15 protein-coding genes and 1 pseudogene are annotated in these 16,684 nt (G+C 67.3%); 14 read left to right on the top strand and 2 right to left on the bottom strand.

All coding sequences use genetic code 11. From position 1 onward, the window contains the following. Window positions 1–128 (top strand): annotated as a pseudogene (locus tag NFU04_RS13045) (IS481 family transposase); the annotation flags it as partial. 316 nt (window positions 129–444) lie between these two features. On the opposite strand, the gene NFU04_RS13040 reads toward NFU04_RS13045, so the two are convergent. After that, entirely contained in the window at window positions 445–783 is a 339-nt protein-coding gene (locus NFU04_RS13040; RefSeq protein WP_251309899.1) for a hypothetical protein, read from the bottom strand. On the opposite strand from NFU04_RS13040, the gene NFU04_RS13035 reads away from it, so the two are divergent. The 13 genes from NFU04_RS13035 (at window position 739) to NFU04_RS12975 (ending at window position 15,671) form a co-directional block, all read left to right on the top strand. Continuing rightward, on the top strand, window positions 739–1,824 hold the full coding sequence (locus tag NFU04_RS13035; RefSeq protein ID WP_251309898.1) for a collagen-like triple helix repeat-containing protein: 1,086 nt from the start codon (window positions 739–741) through the stop codon (window positions 1,822–1,824). The two genes, NFU04_RS13040 and NFU04_RS13035, sit on opposite strands and share 45 nt — an antisense overlap. Before the next feature lie 333 nt (window positions 1,825–2,157). Continuing rightward, on the top strand, window positions 2,158–3,744 hold the full coding sequence (locus NFU04_RS13030; protein WP_251309897.1) for a ShlB/FhaC/HecB family hemolysin secretion/activation protein: 1,587 nt from the start codon (window positions 2,158–2,160) through the stop codon (window positions 3,742–3,744). Window positions 3,745–3,906: 162 nt separating this feature from the next. Continuing rightward, complete coding sequence (locus tag NFU04_RS13025; RefSeq protein ID WP_251309896.1) at window positions 3,907–4,140, top strand: Flp family type IVb pilin; 234 nt, start codon at window positions 3,907–3,909, stop codon at window positions 4,138–4,140. 58 nt (window positions 4,141–4,198) lie between these two features. Then, the gene (gene cpaB / locus NFU04_RS13020) at window positions 4,199–5,206 is read left to right on the top strand and encodes a Flp pilus assembly protein CpaB (protein ID WP_251309895.1); all 1,008 of its coding nucleotides are present in this window, start codon (window positions 4,199–4,201) and stop codon (window positions 5,204–5,206) included. Between the two features lie 52 nt (window positions 5,207–5,258). Further along, window positions 5,259–6,584, top strand: coding sequence for a type II and III secretion system protein family protein (locus tag NFU04_RS13015; protein WP_251309894.1), 1,326 nt, complete (start codon window positions 5,259–5,261; stop codon window positions 6,582–6,584). Between the two features lie 11 nt (window positions 6,585–6,595). Next, on the top strand, window positions 6,596–7,843 hold the full coding sequence (locus NFU04_RS13010; protein ID WP_251309893.1) for an ATPase, T2SS/T4P/T4SS family: 1,248 nt from the start codon (window positions 6,596–6,598) through the stop codon (window positions 7,841–7,843). Further along, entirely contained in the window at window positions 7,840–8,721 is an 882-nt protein-coding gene (locus NFU04_RS13005; RefSeq protein ID WP_251309892.1) for a type II secretion system F family protein, read from the top strand. Before NFU04_RS13010 ends, NFU04_RS13005 begins: the two co-directional genes overlap by 4 nt. A 74-nt stretch (window positions 8,722–8,795) precedes the next feature. Further along, window positions 8,796–9,758 (top strand): type II secretion system F family protein, encoded by a 963-nt coding sequence (locus tag NFU04_RS13000; protein ID WP_251309891.1) that lies wholly within the window; start codon window positions 8,796–8,798, stop codon window positions 9,756–9,758. Next, on the top strand, window positions 9,742–10,449 hold the full coding sequence (locus NFU04_RS12995) for a hypothetical protein (protein ID WP_251309890.1): 708 nt from the start codon (window positions 9,742–9,744) through the stop codon (window positions 10,447–10,449). The genes NFU04_RS13000 and NFU04_RS12995 overlap by 17 nt, the downstream gene beginning before the upstream one ends. 35 nt (window positions 10,450–10,484) lie before the next feature. Next, on the top strand, window positions 10,485–10,805 hold the full coding sequence (locus NFU04_RS12990) for a DUF3613 domain-containing protein (RefSeq protein WP_251309889.1): 321 nt from the start codon (window positions 10,485–10,487) through the stop codon (window positions 10,803–10,805). Between the two features lie 11 nt (window positions 10,806–10,816). After that, the gene (locus NFU04_RS16400) at window positions 10,817–12,928 is read left to right on the top strand and encodes a pilus assembly protein TadG-related protein (protein ID WP_285835153.1); all 2,112 of its coding nucleotides are present in this window, start codon (window positions 10,817–10,819) and stop codon (window positions 12,926–12,928) included. Beyond that, window positions 12,925–13,356, top strand: a complete 432-nt coding sequence (locus NFU04_RS12980) for a TadE/TadG family type IV pilus assembly protein (RefSeq protein ID WP_251309888.1) — start codon at window positions 12,925–12,927, stop codon at window positions 13,354–13,356. The genes NFU04_RS16400 and NFU04_RS12980 overlap by 4 nt, the downstream gene beginning before the upstream one ends. Further along, the gene (locus NFU04_RS12975) at window positions 13,353–15,671 is read left to right on the top strand and encodes an EAL domain-containing protein (RefSeq protein ID WP_251309887.1); all 2,319 of its coding nucleotides are present in this window, start codon (window positions 13,353–13,355) and stop codon (window positions 15,669–15,671) included. Before NFU04_RS12980 ends, NFU04_RS12975 begins: the two co-directional genes overlap by 4 nt. On the opposite strand, the gene NFU04_RS12970 is transcribed toward NFU04_RS12975, so the two are convergent. Beyond that, the gene (locus NFU04_RS12970; RefSeq protein ID WP_251309886.1) at window positions 15,649–16,650 is read right to left on the bottom strand and encodes a L,D-transpeptidase family protein; all 1,002 of its coding nucleotides are present in this window, start codon (window positions 16,648–16,650) and stop codon (window positions 15,649–15,651) included. The genes NFU04_RS12975 and NFU04_RS12970 overlap by 23 nt on opposite strands. Window positions 16,651–16,684 lie beyond the last annotated feature (34 nt).

Raw genomic sequence — 16,684 nt, 5'->3', positions numbered from 1 at the left:
ACAATCACCACATCCCTCAGAAGGCGCTGCATCATCAATCACCGATCACGGCGATGAAGGAGTGGCAGGCCAAGCGACCTGAGTTATTTACCAAACGAGTGGTTAATCACACGGGACCCGACACTTAACTATTTCTTCGAGAGCTGGCGGAATCTAGTCATTATTCCCATTTCGCGAATTGATGAGGCTTCGGAGGCCTCGAGAATTGGTTCGGGTGTAAGCGATCTGTGATGTTGTCCGTAGTCCATCGCTGATGGCGGCTCGTCGATCCACGATTTCTTTTGGTCTGGCTTTCCACTCGGGGGCATGTTCTCCGAGGCGGAGAGTGGGCGATAAAGCGCAAAGGAAAATGCCATGAATATCAAAGGAACACGTCTATTCCCGTTGGCCGTACTCGTGATGGCTATTTCAATGGCGGGGTGTAGTGGAAGCTCAACCCTTACGCTACCTTCCGACGACGGCGGGGTAACCGATGGTGGCGGCGATGGCGGCGGCGATGGCGGCGGCGATGGCGGCGGCGATGGCGGCGGCGATGGCGGCGGCGATGGCGGCGGCGATGGCGGTGGCGGTGGCGATGGCGGCGGCGATGGTGGCGGCGATGGCGGCGGCGATGGCGGCGGCGACCAGGCGGGGTTGACTGTGCTGGAAACGATGGTCCGGGACGCCGGTGATGCCAGCGAAGGCGTAGGAAGCACGGTGGCGGTGCTGGGCGAGGGCATCAGTCAGCAGGAACTTCCCTTGATCGGTGGTGTGACCGATGGCACCGGAGACGTCCTGGTTCATCTGGGCACCGGCGTAAATACCCTGGCCGGCGGCCTCCGGGATGGCTTGGGTAGCTATGCCACCAATGATAATGCCCTGGGGACGACCCTGGGTGGGGTGACCGGCACCGTCGGGGATGCCGGGCGCGGCGTAGGAGCGCTGGGCGATACCGTTACCTCGTTAAAGTCGCTGCCGGTATTGATGCAGGTCGATAACGCCTCGGGACTGGTCACCACTCTCGGCAAGACGGTTGGCGAACTGGGAGGAAGCGTATCGGCCCTGGGGGATTCCTTGACCCTGGCGCTGACCGATGGGAATGGTCATCTGGCCGGCCTGACGACCGAGCTGACGGGGGTGGTGCGCCCGGTACTGCTCTCGGTGGAGGGGACGACGCAGCAGTTGGGTGATGCCCTGGTAATCGGGCCGGTGGCCAATGACCTGCTCAACGAGGCAGGTGGTGTCGTGGTGATGCTGGGTGACTCCCTCGGCGGCCAGGATCCCTTGCTGGGCGGCTTGGGGGGCACCCTGGGGGGCGTCGGTCAACTGGTTGCCGACACCGGAGGCCTGCTGACCACGGGAGAGGCGTCGGGCCTATTGGAGGGCGGCCTGCTAGGCGATGGCCTGCTAAGCGGTAATGCCGGCTTGCTGGGCGGCGAAGGTGGTCTACTAGGCGGCGAAGGCGGACTGCTCGGTGGTGATGGCGGCCTACTGGGCGGCGTCACCGGGACCGTGGATGGCGTGACCGGAGGCTTGCTGGGCGGCGAAGGCGGCCTGCTCGGTGGTGATGGCGGCCTGCTGGGTGGCGTCACCGGGACCGTGGATGGTGTTGCCGGAGGCTTGCTGGGCGGCGAAGGCGGCCTGCTCGGTGGTGATGGCGGCCTGCTGGGTGGCGTCACCGGGACCGTGGATGGTGTTGCCGGCGGCTTGCTGGGCGACGAAGGCGGGCTACTCGGTGATGGCGGCTTGACTGGCGGCGAGGCTGGCCTGGTAGGTGGCCTGCTCGGGACCGTCGATGACGTTGCTGGGGGCCTGCTGGGCGGATCATCCGGCCGGGGCGAATAAGCCATTCTTCACGGGTCCTGGGTCGCCTGGTAGGGCGGCCCGGGACCCTGTTTTGTCCAAATCCTCATAGTGATTAATACTCGGGGTGGTGTGGCAAGCATTCGTGTGATAGAAAGTAACGAATGGTAACGGAAGTAGTGCAGATGACGAAGATCATCATGGGTCCAGGGAAAGGATGCTATGCAGTCAAGCTATCGTGGTTTATTCAGGAAGCCGTCGGGCGTTTCGCCGCTTTCGTCCGTATGCATAAGTGTGTTGGGCCTGCTGGCGCCAGTTTCTATAGCGAATGCCAGTGATTCTCCGTCTTTTATTGACGAGCGCCAGCCGACTCAGGTGCCAGGCCTGGAACAGATTCGGGAATCCGAGGCGCGGCGAAGTGCCACCAGTGTCTCCCTGCCTCGGGTGGCCGGTGCCATTCGTCGCGAGACCGTGGTTCCGGTCGCGCATCTCGATTTTCGTGGCGGTACCGTCTTCGAACTCGAGGATCTCGCGGGCGGCTTGAGTCCCATGCTGGGGCAGCGGGTCACGGTAGGCGAATTGATCGATGCCGTCGAGGCAATCACCCGCCGTTATCAGCAGGCCGGTTACCCGCTCTCCTACGCTTATCTCCCCGATAACAACTTCCGTAATGGCGTGGTGACCGTGGTGGTCGTCGAGGGCTATATCGCCCGCACCGAGCTCGATATCGACAAGGCCGCGGTGGCGAGTCGCGTGCGGCGCCTCGCCGCCCGAATCCTCGACGAGCGCCCCCTGACTCGGGCCACCTTCGAGCGCTATACCGCCCTGATGGAGCGGATACCGGGGGCAACGCTTGCGATCAATGCTCCGGTGCCTCGCACTCCCAGCGGCGGTACCACCCTGAGGGTAGAAGAGCGCGCCATGCGCTCCCTGGATGGCGGCTTTTCCCTGCAAGGGGGCGATGAGGACGATATCCAGCTGCTGGCCAACCTGACGCTGCAGTCCAATACGCGTCATGCCGAACGCCTCTCCCTGGCGGCCCTGGTCCCCGTCGATACCGACGATGCATTCTACGCCGCCGAGTACCAGCAGGAGCTGGGCGTCGAGGGGCTGCGACTCTCCCTGGCGGCTAGCCGCTTCGAGACCGAGGAGCCGACCGGTATCAGCCTGTTGGGCAACCAGCAGGCGACGGAGGAGAAGATCACCGAGCGCTATCGTGCCGGACTCGACTATCCGCTGCATCTCTCTCGTCGCTTTACCTGGTTCGTGGGCGGCCAACTGGATCACCACCATCAACGCACCCGCTTCGTCGAGCAGGGGCTGGCCCTGCTGGAGCAGCGCCTGAACTTCTCGGCCTTCGAGTTCAATACGCGACTGCGCCGTGCCAGCGAGGAACGCATCCTCGAGTGGCGGGGCGACCTGCGCCAAGGCGTCGATCTGGGCGCTAACCGCAATCGCCTGAGCAGCGCAACCGGCTCGATCAATCAGCCGGAAGAGCTGCATTTCACCCGCCTGGGGAGCGAAGCCCGCTGGGTGGAGCAACTGGCGTCGCGCTGGCGGCTGACCAGCCGTATCGCCGGTTTCTGGTCGGATGACACCCTGCCGTCACCGGAACAGGGCAACTATGGTGGCAGTCGCTTCGGTCGCGGCTATGGCGATAGCCAGGCGGAGGGTGACTATGGGGTGGCCGGCGAGATCGAGCTGCGCTATCTGCAGCCGCTGGAGAGCGACTGGGTCAGCTCGGTGGAGCCCTATCTCCTGGTCGATGGGGCCCGTACGCGCTTTAACGAAAGCGATACCGAACACGAGATCGCCTCGGCGGTGGCCGGCGTCGAGTTAAGCCGGGGCAGTCTCTACCGCCTGGGCGTCGAGTATGCCCAGCCCATCGGCGACCGGGACCTGGATACCGACAGTCGGGATGGTCGCATCAATGCCCGGATCAGCTGGAACCTGGGCGGCTAGTCGTCGGGGTATGGGTTGCCCCGAGAGAGTTAATGTTTCGTTGCTGGCTGAATTAGTGAAATTTCAATAAGTCGGCTACTTTCGTACAGAGCCTAAGGTGGTAGATGCTTAGGTAATAGCCCCCATTTCGAGGGGATTTGGTTAACGCAGGGAGTGATAACCATGAAAAACATGTTCGAAAAAATCACCGCACTGATGCAGCGGGGCGCCGTGACCATGCAGCTTAATCGTCCGAAATTCCGTAAGCAGCGGGGGGCCAGTGCGATTGAGTATGTGGTCATTGCCGCGGTAATTGCCCTGGCGGTATTTGTGGGCTCTGAGTTGGGGCTGGCGGATGCTTTTAAAACTTTCTTTGAGAAGGTGAAGACCGCCGTAAACTTTGATAATGCCACGTAAGTATAGTGATAGGCTGGGTTTTTCATAGCAAGTTAAAATAACGCGCAGGGAAATGCGTATGTCCCCCAATCTGCTTAAGGGTATCGCCGCCGTGCTGGTGGCGATTGCCATCGGCCTGGCCTTCGCCGGTTGGCAACTGACCCGTGATCTGCCGCCGGCCATGGAGCCGGCCCCGGTGGTGGAGGCGCCATCTCAGGAGGTGTCTCCCCCCGGCTTTCCCGTGCTGACCGCCGCCGAGCCGCTCGCTATCGGTACCCGTCTCGAGGCCCGCCCCGAGGCGGGGGACCCCATGCTGCGCACCGTGGACTACCCGGTCGCGGTGGCGGAAAGTTTCGCCGAGATCGCCGAGGTGGAGGGGCGGGTGCTGACGCGTCCCCTGGCGGCCGGAGATATCCTGCGCCCCGAGCATTTTGCCCTGGGTGGCTTGCTCGCCGAGGCGGTGCCGCCCGGCAAGCGTGCCCTGGCGGTCAGCATCGACGAGGTGATCGGCGGGGGCGGTTTTATCGCCCCGGGTGATCGGGTCGATGTCTTCTACTATGCCCAGGGCAACGACCCAGCGCGCACCCAGCTGGCGCGGCGACTCTTCCGTGACGTGGAGGTGCTGAGCTTCGGCGCCGACCTGCGTGGGGTGCCCGCCGACGGCGAGCAGGAGGCTCAGCGCAGCGGGCGCACCGCGGTCTTGGCCCTCGACGAGGCCCAGGCACCGCGGCTGCTGCTGGCGGAGACCACCGGGCGCCTGCGTCTGGCGGTGATCGGCGCCAGCGAGCGCGCCCAGGGCCTGGTCGCGCCCCAGGAGCACGGCCTGACCCCCTTGCCCGGCCTGAGGCATGCCGCCCTGAGTGACGAGGCCGCCAACGGCCATGCCTCGGCCGACGGCGACGGCCTGGGGCCTGCGGTGCGCTTCGAGGAGCTCACCGGGGTTTCCACCCTGGGGTCTCGCCCGCCGGCGGCGGCCGCTCCGGCGCCGCATCGCGCATCGAGTCGCGCGTCGCATGGCGCCTCCTCGCGTCGCGTGGTCCAGCATGTGGGGGGAGAGGTGCGTGTCGTCGAAGTGCCCGGTGGCTGACCTTTCAAGATGATGGTTTCGGCATGATTTCATGCCTAAAGGATATCAATGCATGGCTAGATCGACGGCATCTCAGTGGCTCTTTCGTCTGGTGTTTCTGGTGCTGCTCCTCGGGGCCGCCCCGCTCGTCCAGGCCGATATCACCCCGCCCAGCGATCGTATTATCGATGTAATAGTCGGCGACCAGCAGCGACTGCACTTGCCTCGAGCGGTCGAGCGTACCGCCATCGGCTCGGGCGAGATCGCCAATGTGCAACTGGTCAGTGACAGCGAGCTACTGATTACCGGACTCGGCGTGGGGGCCACCTCGCTGCGGGTCTGGCTCGAGGGCGCCGGGGAACCACGCCTCTATCGACTCGAGGTCGCGCCCAGCGGCTCCCTGGGCCTGGAGGGGGAGTATCGGCTCAGCCAGGCCTCCGGGGTGCCGCGGATGATCGGCGACACGGCGTCCCTGGAGCGCCATGACCAGGCGCGGCAACGCTTCGAGGACCTGCCGCTGGTGGATGCCAGTCGCCAGGTGGGGCCCCTGCAGGTGCAGGCGGATATCCGGGTGATCGAGGTCAATCGCCGTCGCCTGGAGTCCGTGGGCTTCTTCCTGGGGCGTGACAACGGGGGAAATACCCAGTTTGCCGTCGGCAACACCGGCAGCGGTGCCGCCTTCCTCAATGACGGCAGCCTGATACCGCCGCTCTCGGAAGGGTTCTCGATTATCGGCGGCAACGCCAGTCGCGGTTATCTGGGAGCCATCAGCGCCCTGCGCAACAATGGCTTCGCCTATACCCTGGCCGAACCCAGCCTGGTGACCCTCTCCGGGCAGAGCGCCACCTTCCTGGCCGGCGGCGAGTTTCCCTTCCCGGCGCGCAGCAGCGACGGCGAAATCACCGTGGAGTTCAAGGAGTTCGGGATCCGCCTGCAGCTGACTCCCACGGTGCTCGACGAGAACCGCATCATGCTCAAGGTGGCCCCCGAGGTCAGCGAGCTCGACTTTACCCGCAGCATCCAGTCGGGGGGCGTCCAGGTACCGGCCCTCAACGTGCGGCGTACCGATACCACCATTCAGCTCGGCAATGGCGAGAGCTTTATCATCAGCGGCCTGGTCAGTAACAACACCCTGCAGAATGTCGACAAGATCCCCGGGCTCGGCGACCTGCCGGTGCTGGGGGCCTTCTTCCGCTCGACCCGCTTCGAGCGTGACGAGAAGGAGCTGATCATGATCGTCACTCCGCACCTGGTATCCCCCATGGCGGCGGGTACCACCTTCGACGAGTTGCCGGGGGATACCCTGCGACGCTACGACCCGACCTTCCTCGAGCTGCTCTTCGATCCCCAGGATGCCCGCGCCATCGAGCGCCTGGGTGAGGTCGGCTTCTCACGCTAAGGAGGTCCGCGATGCCCTTGAAACAATTCCAGCGTGGTCGCGGTGAGGCCAAGCGTACCCTGGTGGATGCGGACGACCCGGCCCTGAAGAATGACCTGCATCGGGCGGTGATCGAGCGTCTCGAGGACGAGAATGGCCTGCTCGACGATGACCCCACGGTGATGCTGATGCGGGTCGAGGGACTGGTTCGCGAGTACCTGGATGCCCGCCACCTGACCCTGCTGCCCCAGGCCCTGGAGCCGCTGACTCGTGAGGTGCTGCACGAGCTCACCGGCTTCGGCCCGCTGCAGCCGCTGCTTCGCGACGACAGCATCTCCGACATCCTGATCAACGGGCCGCGGCGGATCTTCGTCGAGCGTGACGGCGTCCTCGGCCGGGTGCCGGAGCGCTTCCTCAACGACGCCCATATCCTGCGGGTGGTGCGGCGCATGCTGGCTCCCCTGGGGCGCCGCCTGGACGAGTCGAGCCCCATGGTGGATGCCCGCCTGCCGGATGGCTCCCGGGTCAATGTGATCATTCCGCCGCTGGCGCTCGACGGCCCTTGCGTGTCGATCCGCAAGTTTCGCCGCGAGGCGTTGACCGCCGACGACCTGATCGAAAGCGATGCCCTCACCGCGCCCCTGATGCGCCTGTTGCAGCAGGCCGTGGCTGAGCGGCGCAATATCCTGATCAGCGGGGCCACCGGCTCCGGCAAGACCACTCTTCTGAATATTCTCAGTCGCGAGATTCCCCCTCATGAGCGGGTGGTGACCATCGAGGATGCCGCCGAGCTCCAGCTGGGCAATAGCCATGTGGTGCGCCTCGAGACCCGGGCCCCCAATAGCGAAGGGGAGGGCGAGGTCGGCGCCCGGCAACTGGTCAAGAATGCCCTGCGTATGCGTCCCGACCGGGTGATCCTGGGGGAGAGCCGCGGCGACGAGGCCCTGGACATGCTGCAGGCCATGAATACCGGTCACCTGGGCTCCATGAGCACGGTGCACGCCAACTCCGCCCGGGATGCCCTGGTGCGTCTGCAGATGATGGTGCGCCTGGCGGGCTTCGAGGGCACCGATGGTCTGGTCAATCAGATCGTCGCCACGGCCCTGGACCTGGTGATCCATATCACCCGCGATGCCGAGGGGCATCGCCATGTGGTGGAAGTGCAGCAGGTGCAGGGGCTCAAGGCGGGACAGGTGCTGCTCGAGCGACTCTACCACCGGGAGGATCGCCAACTGGGCAGGGAGATCGTCTGGCACAAGCGTATCGAGGAGCCGGCATGACCCCCTGGCAGCTATGGCTGGTTACCCTGGCGCTGCTGTTGGCCGCCGCCGGGCTGCTATGGAAGAGCGCCCAATATCAGAGCGAGCGGGCCCTGGGTGGCGATACCCTCACCACTCACCGTAAGCGTTTACCCCGCGACTCGCTGCAGGAGGTGGTGCTGGACTATCTGCTCGCGGCGGGGATTCATCTGGGAGGGCGGGGCTTGCTCCTGCTCGGCGGGCTGCTGCTGGTGATGATACTCGGCAGCCTGTTGATGTTCGGCCACCGCCTGGGGGCGCTGCTGGTGCTGGGCGGTCTGGTGGTGATCAATCTCGGGCTCGGCCTGCGCGCCCAGCACCTGCGCCGGAAGATTCGTGATCAGCTGCCCAACTTCATGGAGCAGGTGGTACGCGAGATCGGCGTGGGCGCCACCCTGGAGATCGCCTTTCGCCGCAACGTGGAGCGCGTGCCCTTGCCGCTGCGCGATGCCCTGAGCCGTATCGCCGTGCGCCGGGACCTCGGCATGGAGCTCCACGACGGGCTGCGGCGCGAGGCACAGCTGCTGAAGATTCACGAGTTCGACCTGCTCGCCGCGGCGGTGGAGGTCAATCAGGTGCATGGCGGCAGTCTCAAGGAGATTCTCGGCAGCTTCGTGGAACTGCTGCGCCAGCAGGAGCGTGGCCGCCGCGAGCTCAAGGCCCTGACCGGCGAGACCCGGGTAACGGCGGTGGTGCTGGCGGGAATGCCGCTGGCCCTGGCGGGCTTTATGGTTATCAACAATCCGGAGTTTCTGGCCCCCATGCTGGAGAGCCCGAGCGGCAAGCTGGCCCTCTGGGTGGCCCTGGGGCTGGAACTGGGGGGATGCTTCACCCTATGGCGGATGCTGCGCTCCGTCTAGGACAGAACGGCGTCGCCTGAGTGGCACGTGCCACCCATAATCTCGCCGTCACTTCGCAATCAGGGATCGAGTCTATGGCGATATTGCTGATATTGGGAGCCTGCACTCTTCTTCTGGCGGCCTGGGCCTGCTGGCTGGCGGGCCGCCGTGAGGCGATGCAGCGCGCCCGGGCTTCGACCGACCAGGGGGGCTGGCCGGGCCAGGCGCCAGAGCTCGAGCTGGCCCCGGGGGAGGCGGGGCAGGCCGCCATGCAGCGCCATCATGCCTATCTGGAGTCGCGCCTGCTGGGCGGCGGGCGTAGCCTGTGGCGCCGTCAGGCCAGCCGTCGTCCCTGGCTGGCCGAGCTGGCGTTGCTGCTGCGGCAGGCGGGCTTTATCGGTACCCGGGCCCAGGTGCAGGTGGTCGGGTCGGTGCTGCTGGTGGCCCTGGGCGCGGTGACCTGCGGGACCCTCTTCGGCTGGCAGCAGGGGCAGGCCTGGTCCCGCGCCATGCTGGGTGGCCTGGCCTTCGGGCTCCTGGTCGGCGTGCTGGGCTGGTGGTGGATCAAGGGATGCCGCGCCCGGCGCGCCGCACGTCTGGACGAGGAAGTGGAGGTGGTGGTGCAGGTCACGCGGATGCTCTGGGATGCCGGCATGACCCTGGAGGGGGTGCTGCGCGGCCTGATCATCAACCTGGCGCCGGTGGCCCCGGAGTCGGTGCGCGAGCTGCGCCTGGCCCTGCACCGTATCGAGGCCGGCCAGGCTCGGGAAGAGGTCCTGGAGGCGCTGGCCGAGATTCAGTGCTGCGAGGGGCTCCAGGACCTGTTCAAGCTGCTGGCCCAGGTATCCGCCTCCGGGGGCGGGGCCCGGCAGTCGCTGGTGACCCTGAGTGACCTGATTCGCGACCGTCGCCGTACCCGTATTCAGGAAGTGGTGACCAAGATGTCCGGCAAGATGTCGCTGGTGATGATGCTGTTTCTCTTCCCGGCCCTGCTGATCGTGTTGGCCGGGCCGGCGGTGATCAATCTGGGAGGGCTCTTCGATGCCCTGGGGAACTGAGATGTCGCCGCGACGCTGGCGCACCACGCTCTCGCTCCTGGCCCTGGTGGGCCTGCTCGGTGGATGCACCACCACCACGACCCTGGTATCCGGGGCCCTGGCGCCGGAGGAGGCGGATCGACAGGCCCGCGGGGCCTGTGGCGAGCGCTATGACGGCGAGGTGGGCGTGCAGTTGGCGATGATCGGCCAGCAGCTCGATGACGACCGCCCCCGGGCCGCCCTGGCCTACCTGGATACCTTCGGCTTCGACTATCCGCAGGCCAAGCTGCTGCGGGCCGAGGCCCTGCGGCGGATCGATCGGCGTGCCCTGGCGGATCGGGTCTACCTGGAGCTTCGCGAGACCTGCCTGGCGGCGGATGCCTACCGCGGTCTGGCCCTCAATGCGGCACACCGTGGCGCCCTCGACGAGGCCCTGGCGTTGATGCAGTCGGCCCGGGATCGGCGTCCCGCGGATGCCCGGATCCGCAACGACCTCGGTTATCTGCTGCTGCTGGGGCAGGAGCATCGCGAGGCTCGCCAGCAGTTCCTGACGGCCCTGGAGTTGGATGAGGGGCAGCGTAACGCGGCCACCAATCTGGTGCTTAGCCTGATGCAGGAGGGACGCCAGGACGAGGCCGAGCGCGTGGCGCGTCGCTATGGGGTGGATAATGCCCTGCTGGCGCGGTTGCGCCGGCTGGAAACCAATCACTGACGGTTCGATACCAGAGCCCGTGGGGGGATAGTCATATGAACGGATTCACCAAGGTCGCTGCTTCCTGTCTGCTGGTGCTTGGCATGAGCCTGAGCGGCTCGGCACTGGCCCAGGGGGTTACGGCCTCGTCCCGGGCCGGGACCACCACCTACCACAGAGAAACGGCGCCGCGGGTCACCGCCGGGAGTCACTCCGTGCGGGAGCTGCTGGCCCTGCAGCGCCACGGTCAAGCGGCCTCGCCCCATCGTCAGCATGTCTCAGGCGAGGTGCAGGCGCGCATCTACCGGCGCTACCTGGAGAGCTTTGGCCACCCGATTCCCGAACGCTATATCGACACCGATTTCTCTGGCGAGTAGGGCGGGCGAGCATGGCTATTGATCGCAGGGAAGCGGGCTCTCGCCGCCAGCGCGGGGCCATCGGCCTGATGGCCGCTCTGGTCATGGTGCTGCTCATCGCCTGCATCGTGGTGGCCCTGGATACCGGGCGCCTCTACTGGGAGAAGCAGAACCTGCAGCGGGTGGTGGACCTGACCGCCTTGACGGCGGTGGCAGAGGCCGACGAAGGCCTGGAGAGTATCGACCGCGCCACCCTCGAGGCGGCGGCCCGGCGCAATGGCTTCGATGTCGACCAGGCGGACGACAGCGGTTACCGGCGGGTCCTGGTGATGGAGCCCCCGCAGCTCGGCGGGCTCTGCCGCCTGACCCGGGGGGAGGAGGGCAGTGTCCATACCCTGCGCGAATTCGCGCCCATTGCCGAGGGCCAGACGCTGATCGAGTGTGCCGAGGTGTCCCGGGCCGATGGTCGCGGCTATGAGGCGGGAGTCGCCGGACGCAACGCCATCCATATCGCCGCGACCCTGACGACCCGCCCGAGCCTGGTCGAGACCATGCTGGGAGACACCACGGCGACCCTGCGCGCCGAAGCCACCGCCCAACGTCCCGCCGATAATATCGCCACCTTCTCCGTGGGGTCGCGGCTCTTGAGGGCGGATGGCAGCGGCCTGCTGGGCACCCTGCTGGGGCCGGGCCTGGACGTGACGGCGGTGGGGTACGAGGGGCTGGCCAATGCCTCGGTGTCCCTGCTCGACCTGATCGACCTGGCCGCCGATGCGGGTACCGCCCAGGGGCTTGTGGATGGCGTCAGCCTGAACCTGGCACAGCTGGCCAATATCACTGAACTGCGGGCATTGAGTCGCGACGAGGGCCTCTCCGAGTCGACCCTATCGGCAGGCGTCGAGCTCTTCGCCGAGGCCATCGAGCTGTTTATCGACCTGGGACTCGATAGCATCGAGCTGGCCGAGGTCGTGCGGGTGGACCCCGCGGCGGAGGAGAGCGCCCTGAATGCCCAGGTCGGCTTGCTGTCGCTGCTCGAGGCCATGGCCTTCGTGGGCAACGGTCGCTTCCTCCAGGTGGAGGACCTGGGGGTCGACCTGGGCCTGTTGGGGGGGCTGGACGTGGTGCTCGAGGTGATCGAGCCCCCGCGTATCGCCATCGGTCCCATCGGCTGTGCCGATGGCTCCCAGGGGGCCTGCGGGGGGCAGTGGCAAACCGAGGCGCGCACCGCCCAGGTCAAGCTGGGGATCGGCGCCGACGTCAGCGTGCCCCTGCTGGCGGAGGTGGGCATTCGGCTGGGGGTGCTGGCGGGCGGGGCCCGCGCCGGCATCGATCGGGCCGAGCCGCAGGGGCAGGGGCATCGGTTGATGGTCTCCGCCTATCAGCAGCCGACGGCCATCGCCCTGGACCTGGATGTCGGCATCCTCGGTACCCGGGTCTCCGACCGTCCCGATACCGGCTTCAGCGAGGCCGGCCTGGCCTCGGGCATCACCTCGTCGCTGGGTATCGATGAAGACTCGCCACTGGTTGGTCGCGTAGTGGACACCGCCGGTGGCCTGTTAGAGGGTCTGCTGAGCCTTGTTGGAAGCCTGCTGCCGCTCGGCCATCAGACCCAGATCAACCCAGATGATACGACCTGGATACAATCTCGCGATTGCCTGGTTTACTGCACCGACTGGGAGAATGAAAGAGAGGTACCCACCCTGGACGAGGAGATCGGCAGCCAAGGCGGCAGTACCGGGGGCTGGCAGGAGGATCTCGCGACCTGGCTCGCCGACCTGGAGCAGAGCTGGGCGGGTAGCGTGATGTCGCCCCAACCGGGCCTGGGGACCTGGCCGCCGCAGGTGCCCGAGGATAGCCGCATCGAATTCGGCGGCTCCTCGTCCGATCTGACCGAGTCACTGAGCGAAGCGCTGGACGAGATCGACCTGAGTGTCGATGTGCTGGGGGTGCCCCTGGGCGGGCTGGTCACGCCGGTGGTCGACCTGACCCAGGAGGTCCTCGGCGGCGTGGTGACCGGGATCCTGGCGGCTCAGGTGGTCGAACCGCTGCTGGAACAGCTGGGGTTGGAGGTCTCCGGGGCCGACGTGAATATCCTCGATTTCGAGCCCGGATTGGAGCAACAGGGGGCGGAGCTGGTGCTATGAAAATGATCGCTAATCCATACCATCAGCGGGGCGCCGTGGCCATCGAGTTCGCGCTGATCTTCCCGCTATTTCTGATCGTGCTCTATGGCATGATCAGTTACAGCATCTACTTCGTGGCACTGCATGACCTGAACCGTCTGAGCGGCGAGGCGGCCCGCTCGGCCGTGGCCCTGGAGCGACAGGAGGATGGTCTGCCGGCGTCGGGCGCCATCGCTGGCCTGGTCGACACGCTGATCGGCGAGCGGGCGCTGTTCGCGAGCCTGATCGCCCGCTGCGATGATGGCGACTTCTTCCCGTCGGGGAATCGCGAGCTGGAGGTTTGCCTGCGCCTGGACGCGGCGGCCTTCCCCCTGCCCGCCATCACGCTGGGGGAGGTCACCGTTCCCGACGTGGGTAATGCGACGATTCGCTCTAGGGTCACCCTATGAGGCGTCATCTTCTTGCCTGGGTCTGGCTGCTGGGTGTCTGGCTCGGCGCGGCGCCGGCCCTGGCCGCCGATCGGCCCGAGACCCTGATCATCGCCCCGGGCAGTCCCGGCCAGCCCCAGGATGCCGCCCTGATACGGGCGCTGGTCGAGGCGCTCGAGACGCGGGGGCAGCGGGCCGAGGTGGCCTATCTGCGCCACCAGGAGGGGCAGGGACTGCCGGGACGGCAGGCCCTGGCGCTCGCGGCCCTGGCACCGCGCATCGTGCTGCTGCACGAACCGGCCCTGCGCTTCTATCGCCAGCAGGCCCAGGCGCTGGGACGCCGGGAGCTGGTGGCCTATGGGATCTTCGGCCGCGAGCAGCGCGACTGGCTCGCCGCGCGGGGGATCGCCTTGATCGACCTGGCGCCCGTGCTGCGCCGCAGCCTGGCATGGGTGATGCACCGGGAGGCCACGCTGCCGGTGATATGGGGCGCCGGCGCGGCCCAGGAGTCGCGGCTGGCGCCCTATCTGGCGGAGGGGGCGGAGTTCAGCGGGCGTCAAGTGCGCTGGGAACGGCTGAGCCGCGATCCCTTGCCCCGGGCCGAGCATCGCCTGGCCTCCGGTGACGTCAGGCGCGACCAGGGGTTCCTGGTGGCGCCGCCGACGCCCCAGGCCCGTCGCCAGGCCGAGGCGCTGCGCCGCCTGGGATGGCGGCTCTGGTGCCTGGATCCGGCCTGGCTGCCGGAGGGGTGCCTGGGGGGCATTATCGCCGACGAGACGGCGGTGGCCGCACAGCTACTGGATGCCCTCGATGGCGTCTCGAGCCAGGACGGCGGCGGCGGGGTGGCCGCCGCCGCCGCCACGCCACGCCTTCACTACGCCGAGCGCCTCGGCTCGGGCGGCCAGGACGTCACCCGCTTCGGTCTCGACGAGGCGCAGGCCGAGCGTCAGCGGCGCGGCGGCTGGTTGGTGGCGGTCGCCGTGGGCGCCGGGGTGCTGGCGCTCCTCTTGCTGCTGCTGGCCGGTTGGGCGGAGATGCGTCGACGCCAGCGTCGGCGCCGGTTGTCACTGGATGAGCGCACGCGCCTCCCCGAGTGGCCGGCCCTCGAGGCGCGCATGAGCCGCTACCTGCAGCAGGCCTACCCCTTCCAGCTCTGCTGGATCGGCTTCGACCGCCTGGCGGCCCTCGAGGCCTCGGGAGAGGTCGAGCCGGCGAGTCGACTGCTGCCCGCCGTGGCGAAACGCCTGCGCACGCTGGTGGGCAGTCAGGCCTATCTGGCGCGCCTCGATGAGGGGGCCTTCGCGGTCATGGGCAGCTTCCCCGATGAGTCGCAGGCACGGCTATTCATGGAGCGCCTGCAGCGGGGCCTGGAGGACAGCATCGAGCTGGGCGGCGAGCATCATCGGCTGTTGCCGCGGCTGGGAGTGGCAATGAGCGAGGGGGACAGCCCCCGCGCCCTGCTGCTGGCGGCCAGAAACGCGGCGGATCGGGTGGCCGACGACGGCGCCCGGCGCCCGGCCTGGTTTCGTCCCGGGGAACTGGACCGCGCAAGCCAGCAGGCGGCGCTGCTGGAGGAGTTGCGACGCGATGCCGTGCCGCCGGCGGAGCAGTTGCGTGTTCTGGTCACCCCGCTCTACCGGCTTTCCACCCGCCAGCTGGCGGGTGGCACTTTCCAGCTGGAGTGGCAGCACCCCCGGTGGGGGAGGATGGCTCCCGCTACCTGGCGCCCCCTGGCGCGATTCTGCCAGCAGGTCCTCGGCCTGGAGCGCTACCTGATCAGCGTCGGGCTGCGACAGTTGAGCCAGCAGGCCCTGCTGCCGGGGGTTAGCTGGTGTTTCCCCCTCGCCGCCGAGCACCTGGAGTCACCGATGTTCAGTGACTGGTTGGAGGCGCGCTGCGAGGAACAGGGCATACCCCCGGGGCGTATCGAATTGTGTCTGGACGGCCTTGTCCTGCCGCCTGGCGAGACGGCCTGGAAGAACCTCAAGCGCCTGCGCAGGCTGGGCGTGGGGTTGTCCGTGGAAGGGGAGACCGGGGGGGTAGAACTCCTGGCGTTGCTGCGTCTACCGCTGAGCGTGCTGCGGCTGCCCGGGGAGATGATCCGGACCCTGCCCGGCGACCAGCGGGCGCTGCTGCTGCTCAAGGGCATTCGTGACACGGCGGTGATGCTGGGGGTGCGGATTCTCGTCACCGAGCTCGATAACGAAGAGCGGTTGAGCAGCCTGCGCGGCCTGGGCTACCAGTGGGGAAGTGGGCCCTTGCTGGGCCCGCCCGAGCCCCTGGCGTCGCTGCTGCAACGCCAGGGGGCGGGCGTTAGCGATTCGCCACCTCGATGACTTCATAGATCCCTTCCACCGGGGCGGGATCCGCTTGCGGTGCCCGGGGGGCCTCCTCGGCCTCGCGCAGCACCGCCACCGGCTGACCGCTGGGGGACTCCACCGCCTGACGCAGTTGGGCATAGTCGATCGGCGGCTCCTCGTCGCCGAAGGCGCGGCTCAATACCTCCAGGGCATTGAGCACCGGCTCGAAGCTCGCCTCGTTCTCCTCCAGGGCCGGGTAGGCCTGGACCATCAGGGTGTCGCCGGCCCAGCCCGCCTTGAAGGGCTGGTCGACGATATTGACCCGGGTACCGTTGGGCACCCGCTCGTAGAGGCTCTCGATGTCCTCCGGGAACATGCGGATGCAGCCGCGACTCACCCGCATGCCCACGCCGTCGGGACGGTTGGTGCCGTGAATCAGGTAGCTGGGCAGCCCCAGCAGGATGGCATGACGTCCCAGGGGGTTGTCGGGCCCGGGGGGCACGATGGCCGGCGGCGGCTCGCCGCGGGCCGCGGCTTCCTCGCGCATCGACTGGGGCGGCGCCCAGGCCGGGTCCTTGACCTTGACGGTGGTGCGGGTCACGCCCACCGGGGTGGCGAAACCGTCGCGCCCCACGCTGATGGGATAGGTCTCCACGCGGCCCGGATCCTCGGCGGGGAAGTAGTAGAGGCGCAGCTCCGAGAGGTTGATGACGATCCCCTCCCGCGGGGCATCCGGCAGGATGAACCGGGTGGGCAGCACCACCTCGGTGCCCTCGCCGGGGTACCACAGGCTGACGTCGGGGTTGGCGCGGCGGATCTCCTCGAAACCGAGGTTATGGCGCCGGGCGATATCCAGCAGGGTGTCCTCCTCGGCGGCGTCGATGATGCGCACCTCGCCGATCACGTCGCCCTCCTCGGGCAGCGCATAATGGCCGCGGGGCAACTCCTGCGCCCAAGCGAGCGCGGGCAGCAGGGCCAGGGTAAGCGGGGCCAGGCCCCGGGTTAGCACTTTCATGGTCAATGTCCTATGGGTTGCCCGGGCGGCCTTC

The sequence above is a fragment of the Halomonas sp. NCCP-2165 genome (genome assembly GCF_023708045.1).
In the GTDB taxonomy this organism is placed as follows: domain Bacteria; phylum Pseudomonadota; class Gammaproteobacteria; order Pseudomonadales; family Halomonadaceae; genus Bisbaumannia; species Bisbaumannia pacifica.
Note: the sequence above shows the minus strand (reverse complement) of the source record. Positions and strands in the feature narration are given on the sequence as shown.

Excerpts from the sequence above, each read along its gene's own strand:
- NFU04_RS13015 (WP_251309894.1), top strand. The coding sequence starts at position 5,259 with ATGGCTAGATCGACGGCATCTCAGTGGCTCTTTCGTCTGGTGTTTCTG.
- NFU04_RS13040 (WP_251309899.1), bottom strand. The coding sequence starts at position 783 with ATGAACCAGGACGTCTCCGGTGCCATCGGTCACACCACCGATCAAGGG.
- NFU04_RS13025 (WP_251309896.1), top strand. The coding sequence starts at position 3,907 with ATGAAAAACATGTTCGAAAAAATCACCGCACTGATGCAGCGGGGCGCC.
- NFU04_RS13005 (WP_251309892.1), top strand. The coding sequence starts at position 7,840 with ATGACCCCCTGGCAGCTATGGCTGGTTACCCTGGCGCTGCTGTTGGCC.
- cpaB (WP_251309895.1), top strand. The coding sequence starts at position 4,199 with ATGTCCCCCAATCTGCTTAAGGGTATCGCCGCCGTGCTGGTGGCGATT.
- NFU04_RS12990 (WP_251309889.1), top strand. The coding sequence starts at position 10,485 with ATGAACGGATTCACCAAGGTCGCTGCTTCCTGTCTGCTGGTGCTTGGC.
- NFU04_RS13000 (WP_251309891.1), top strand. The coding sequence starts at position 8,796 with ATGGCGATATTGCTGATATTGGGAGCCTGCACTCTTCTTCTGGCGGCC.
- NFU04_RS12995 (WP_251309890.1), top strand. The coding sequence starts at position 9,742 with ATGCCCTGGGGAACTGAGATGTCGCCGCGACGCTGGCGCACCACGCTC.
- NFU04_RS12975 (WP_251309887.1), top strand. The coding sequence starts at position 13,353 with ATGAGGCGTCATCTTCTTGCCTGGGTCTGGCTGCTGGGTGTCTGGCTC.
- NFU04_RS12970 (WP_251309886.1), bottom strand. The coding sequence starts at position 16,650 with ATGAAAGTGCTAACCCGGGGCCTGGCCCCGCTTACCCTGGCCCTGCTG.
- NFU04_RS16400 (WP_285835153.1), top strand. The coding sequence starts at position 10,817 with ATGGCTATTGATCGCAGGGAAGCGGGCTCTCGCCGCCAGCGCGGGGCC.
- NFU04_RS12980 (WP_251309888.1), top strand. The coding sequence starts at position 12,925 with ATGAAAATGATCGCTAATCCATACCATCAGCGGGGCGCCGTGGCCATC.
- NFU04_RS13010 (WP_251309893.1), top strand. The coding sequence starts at position 6,596 with ATGCCCTTGAAACAATTCCAGCGTGGTCGCGGTGAGGCCAAGCGTACC.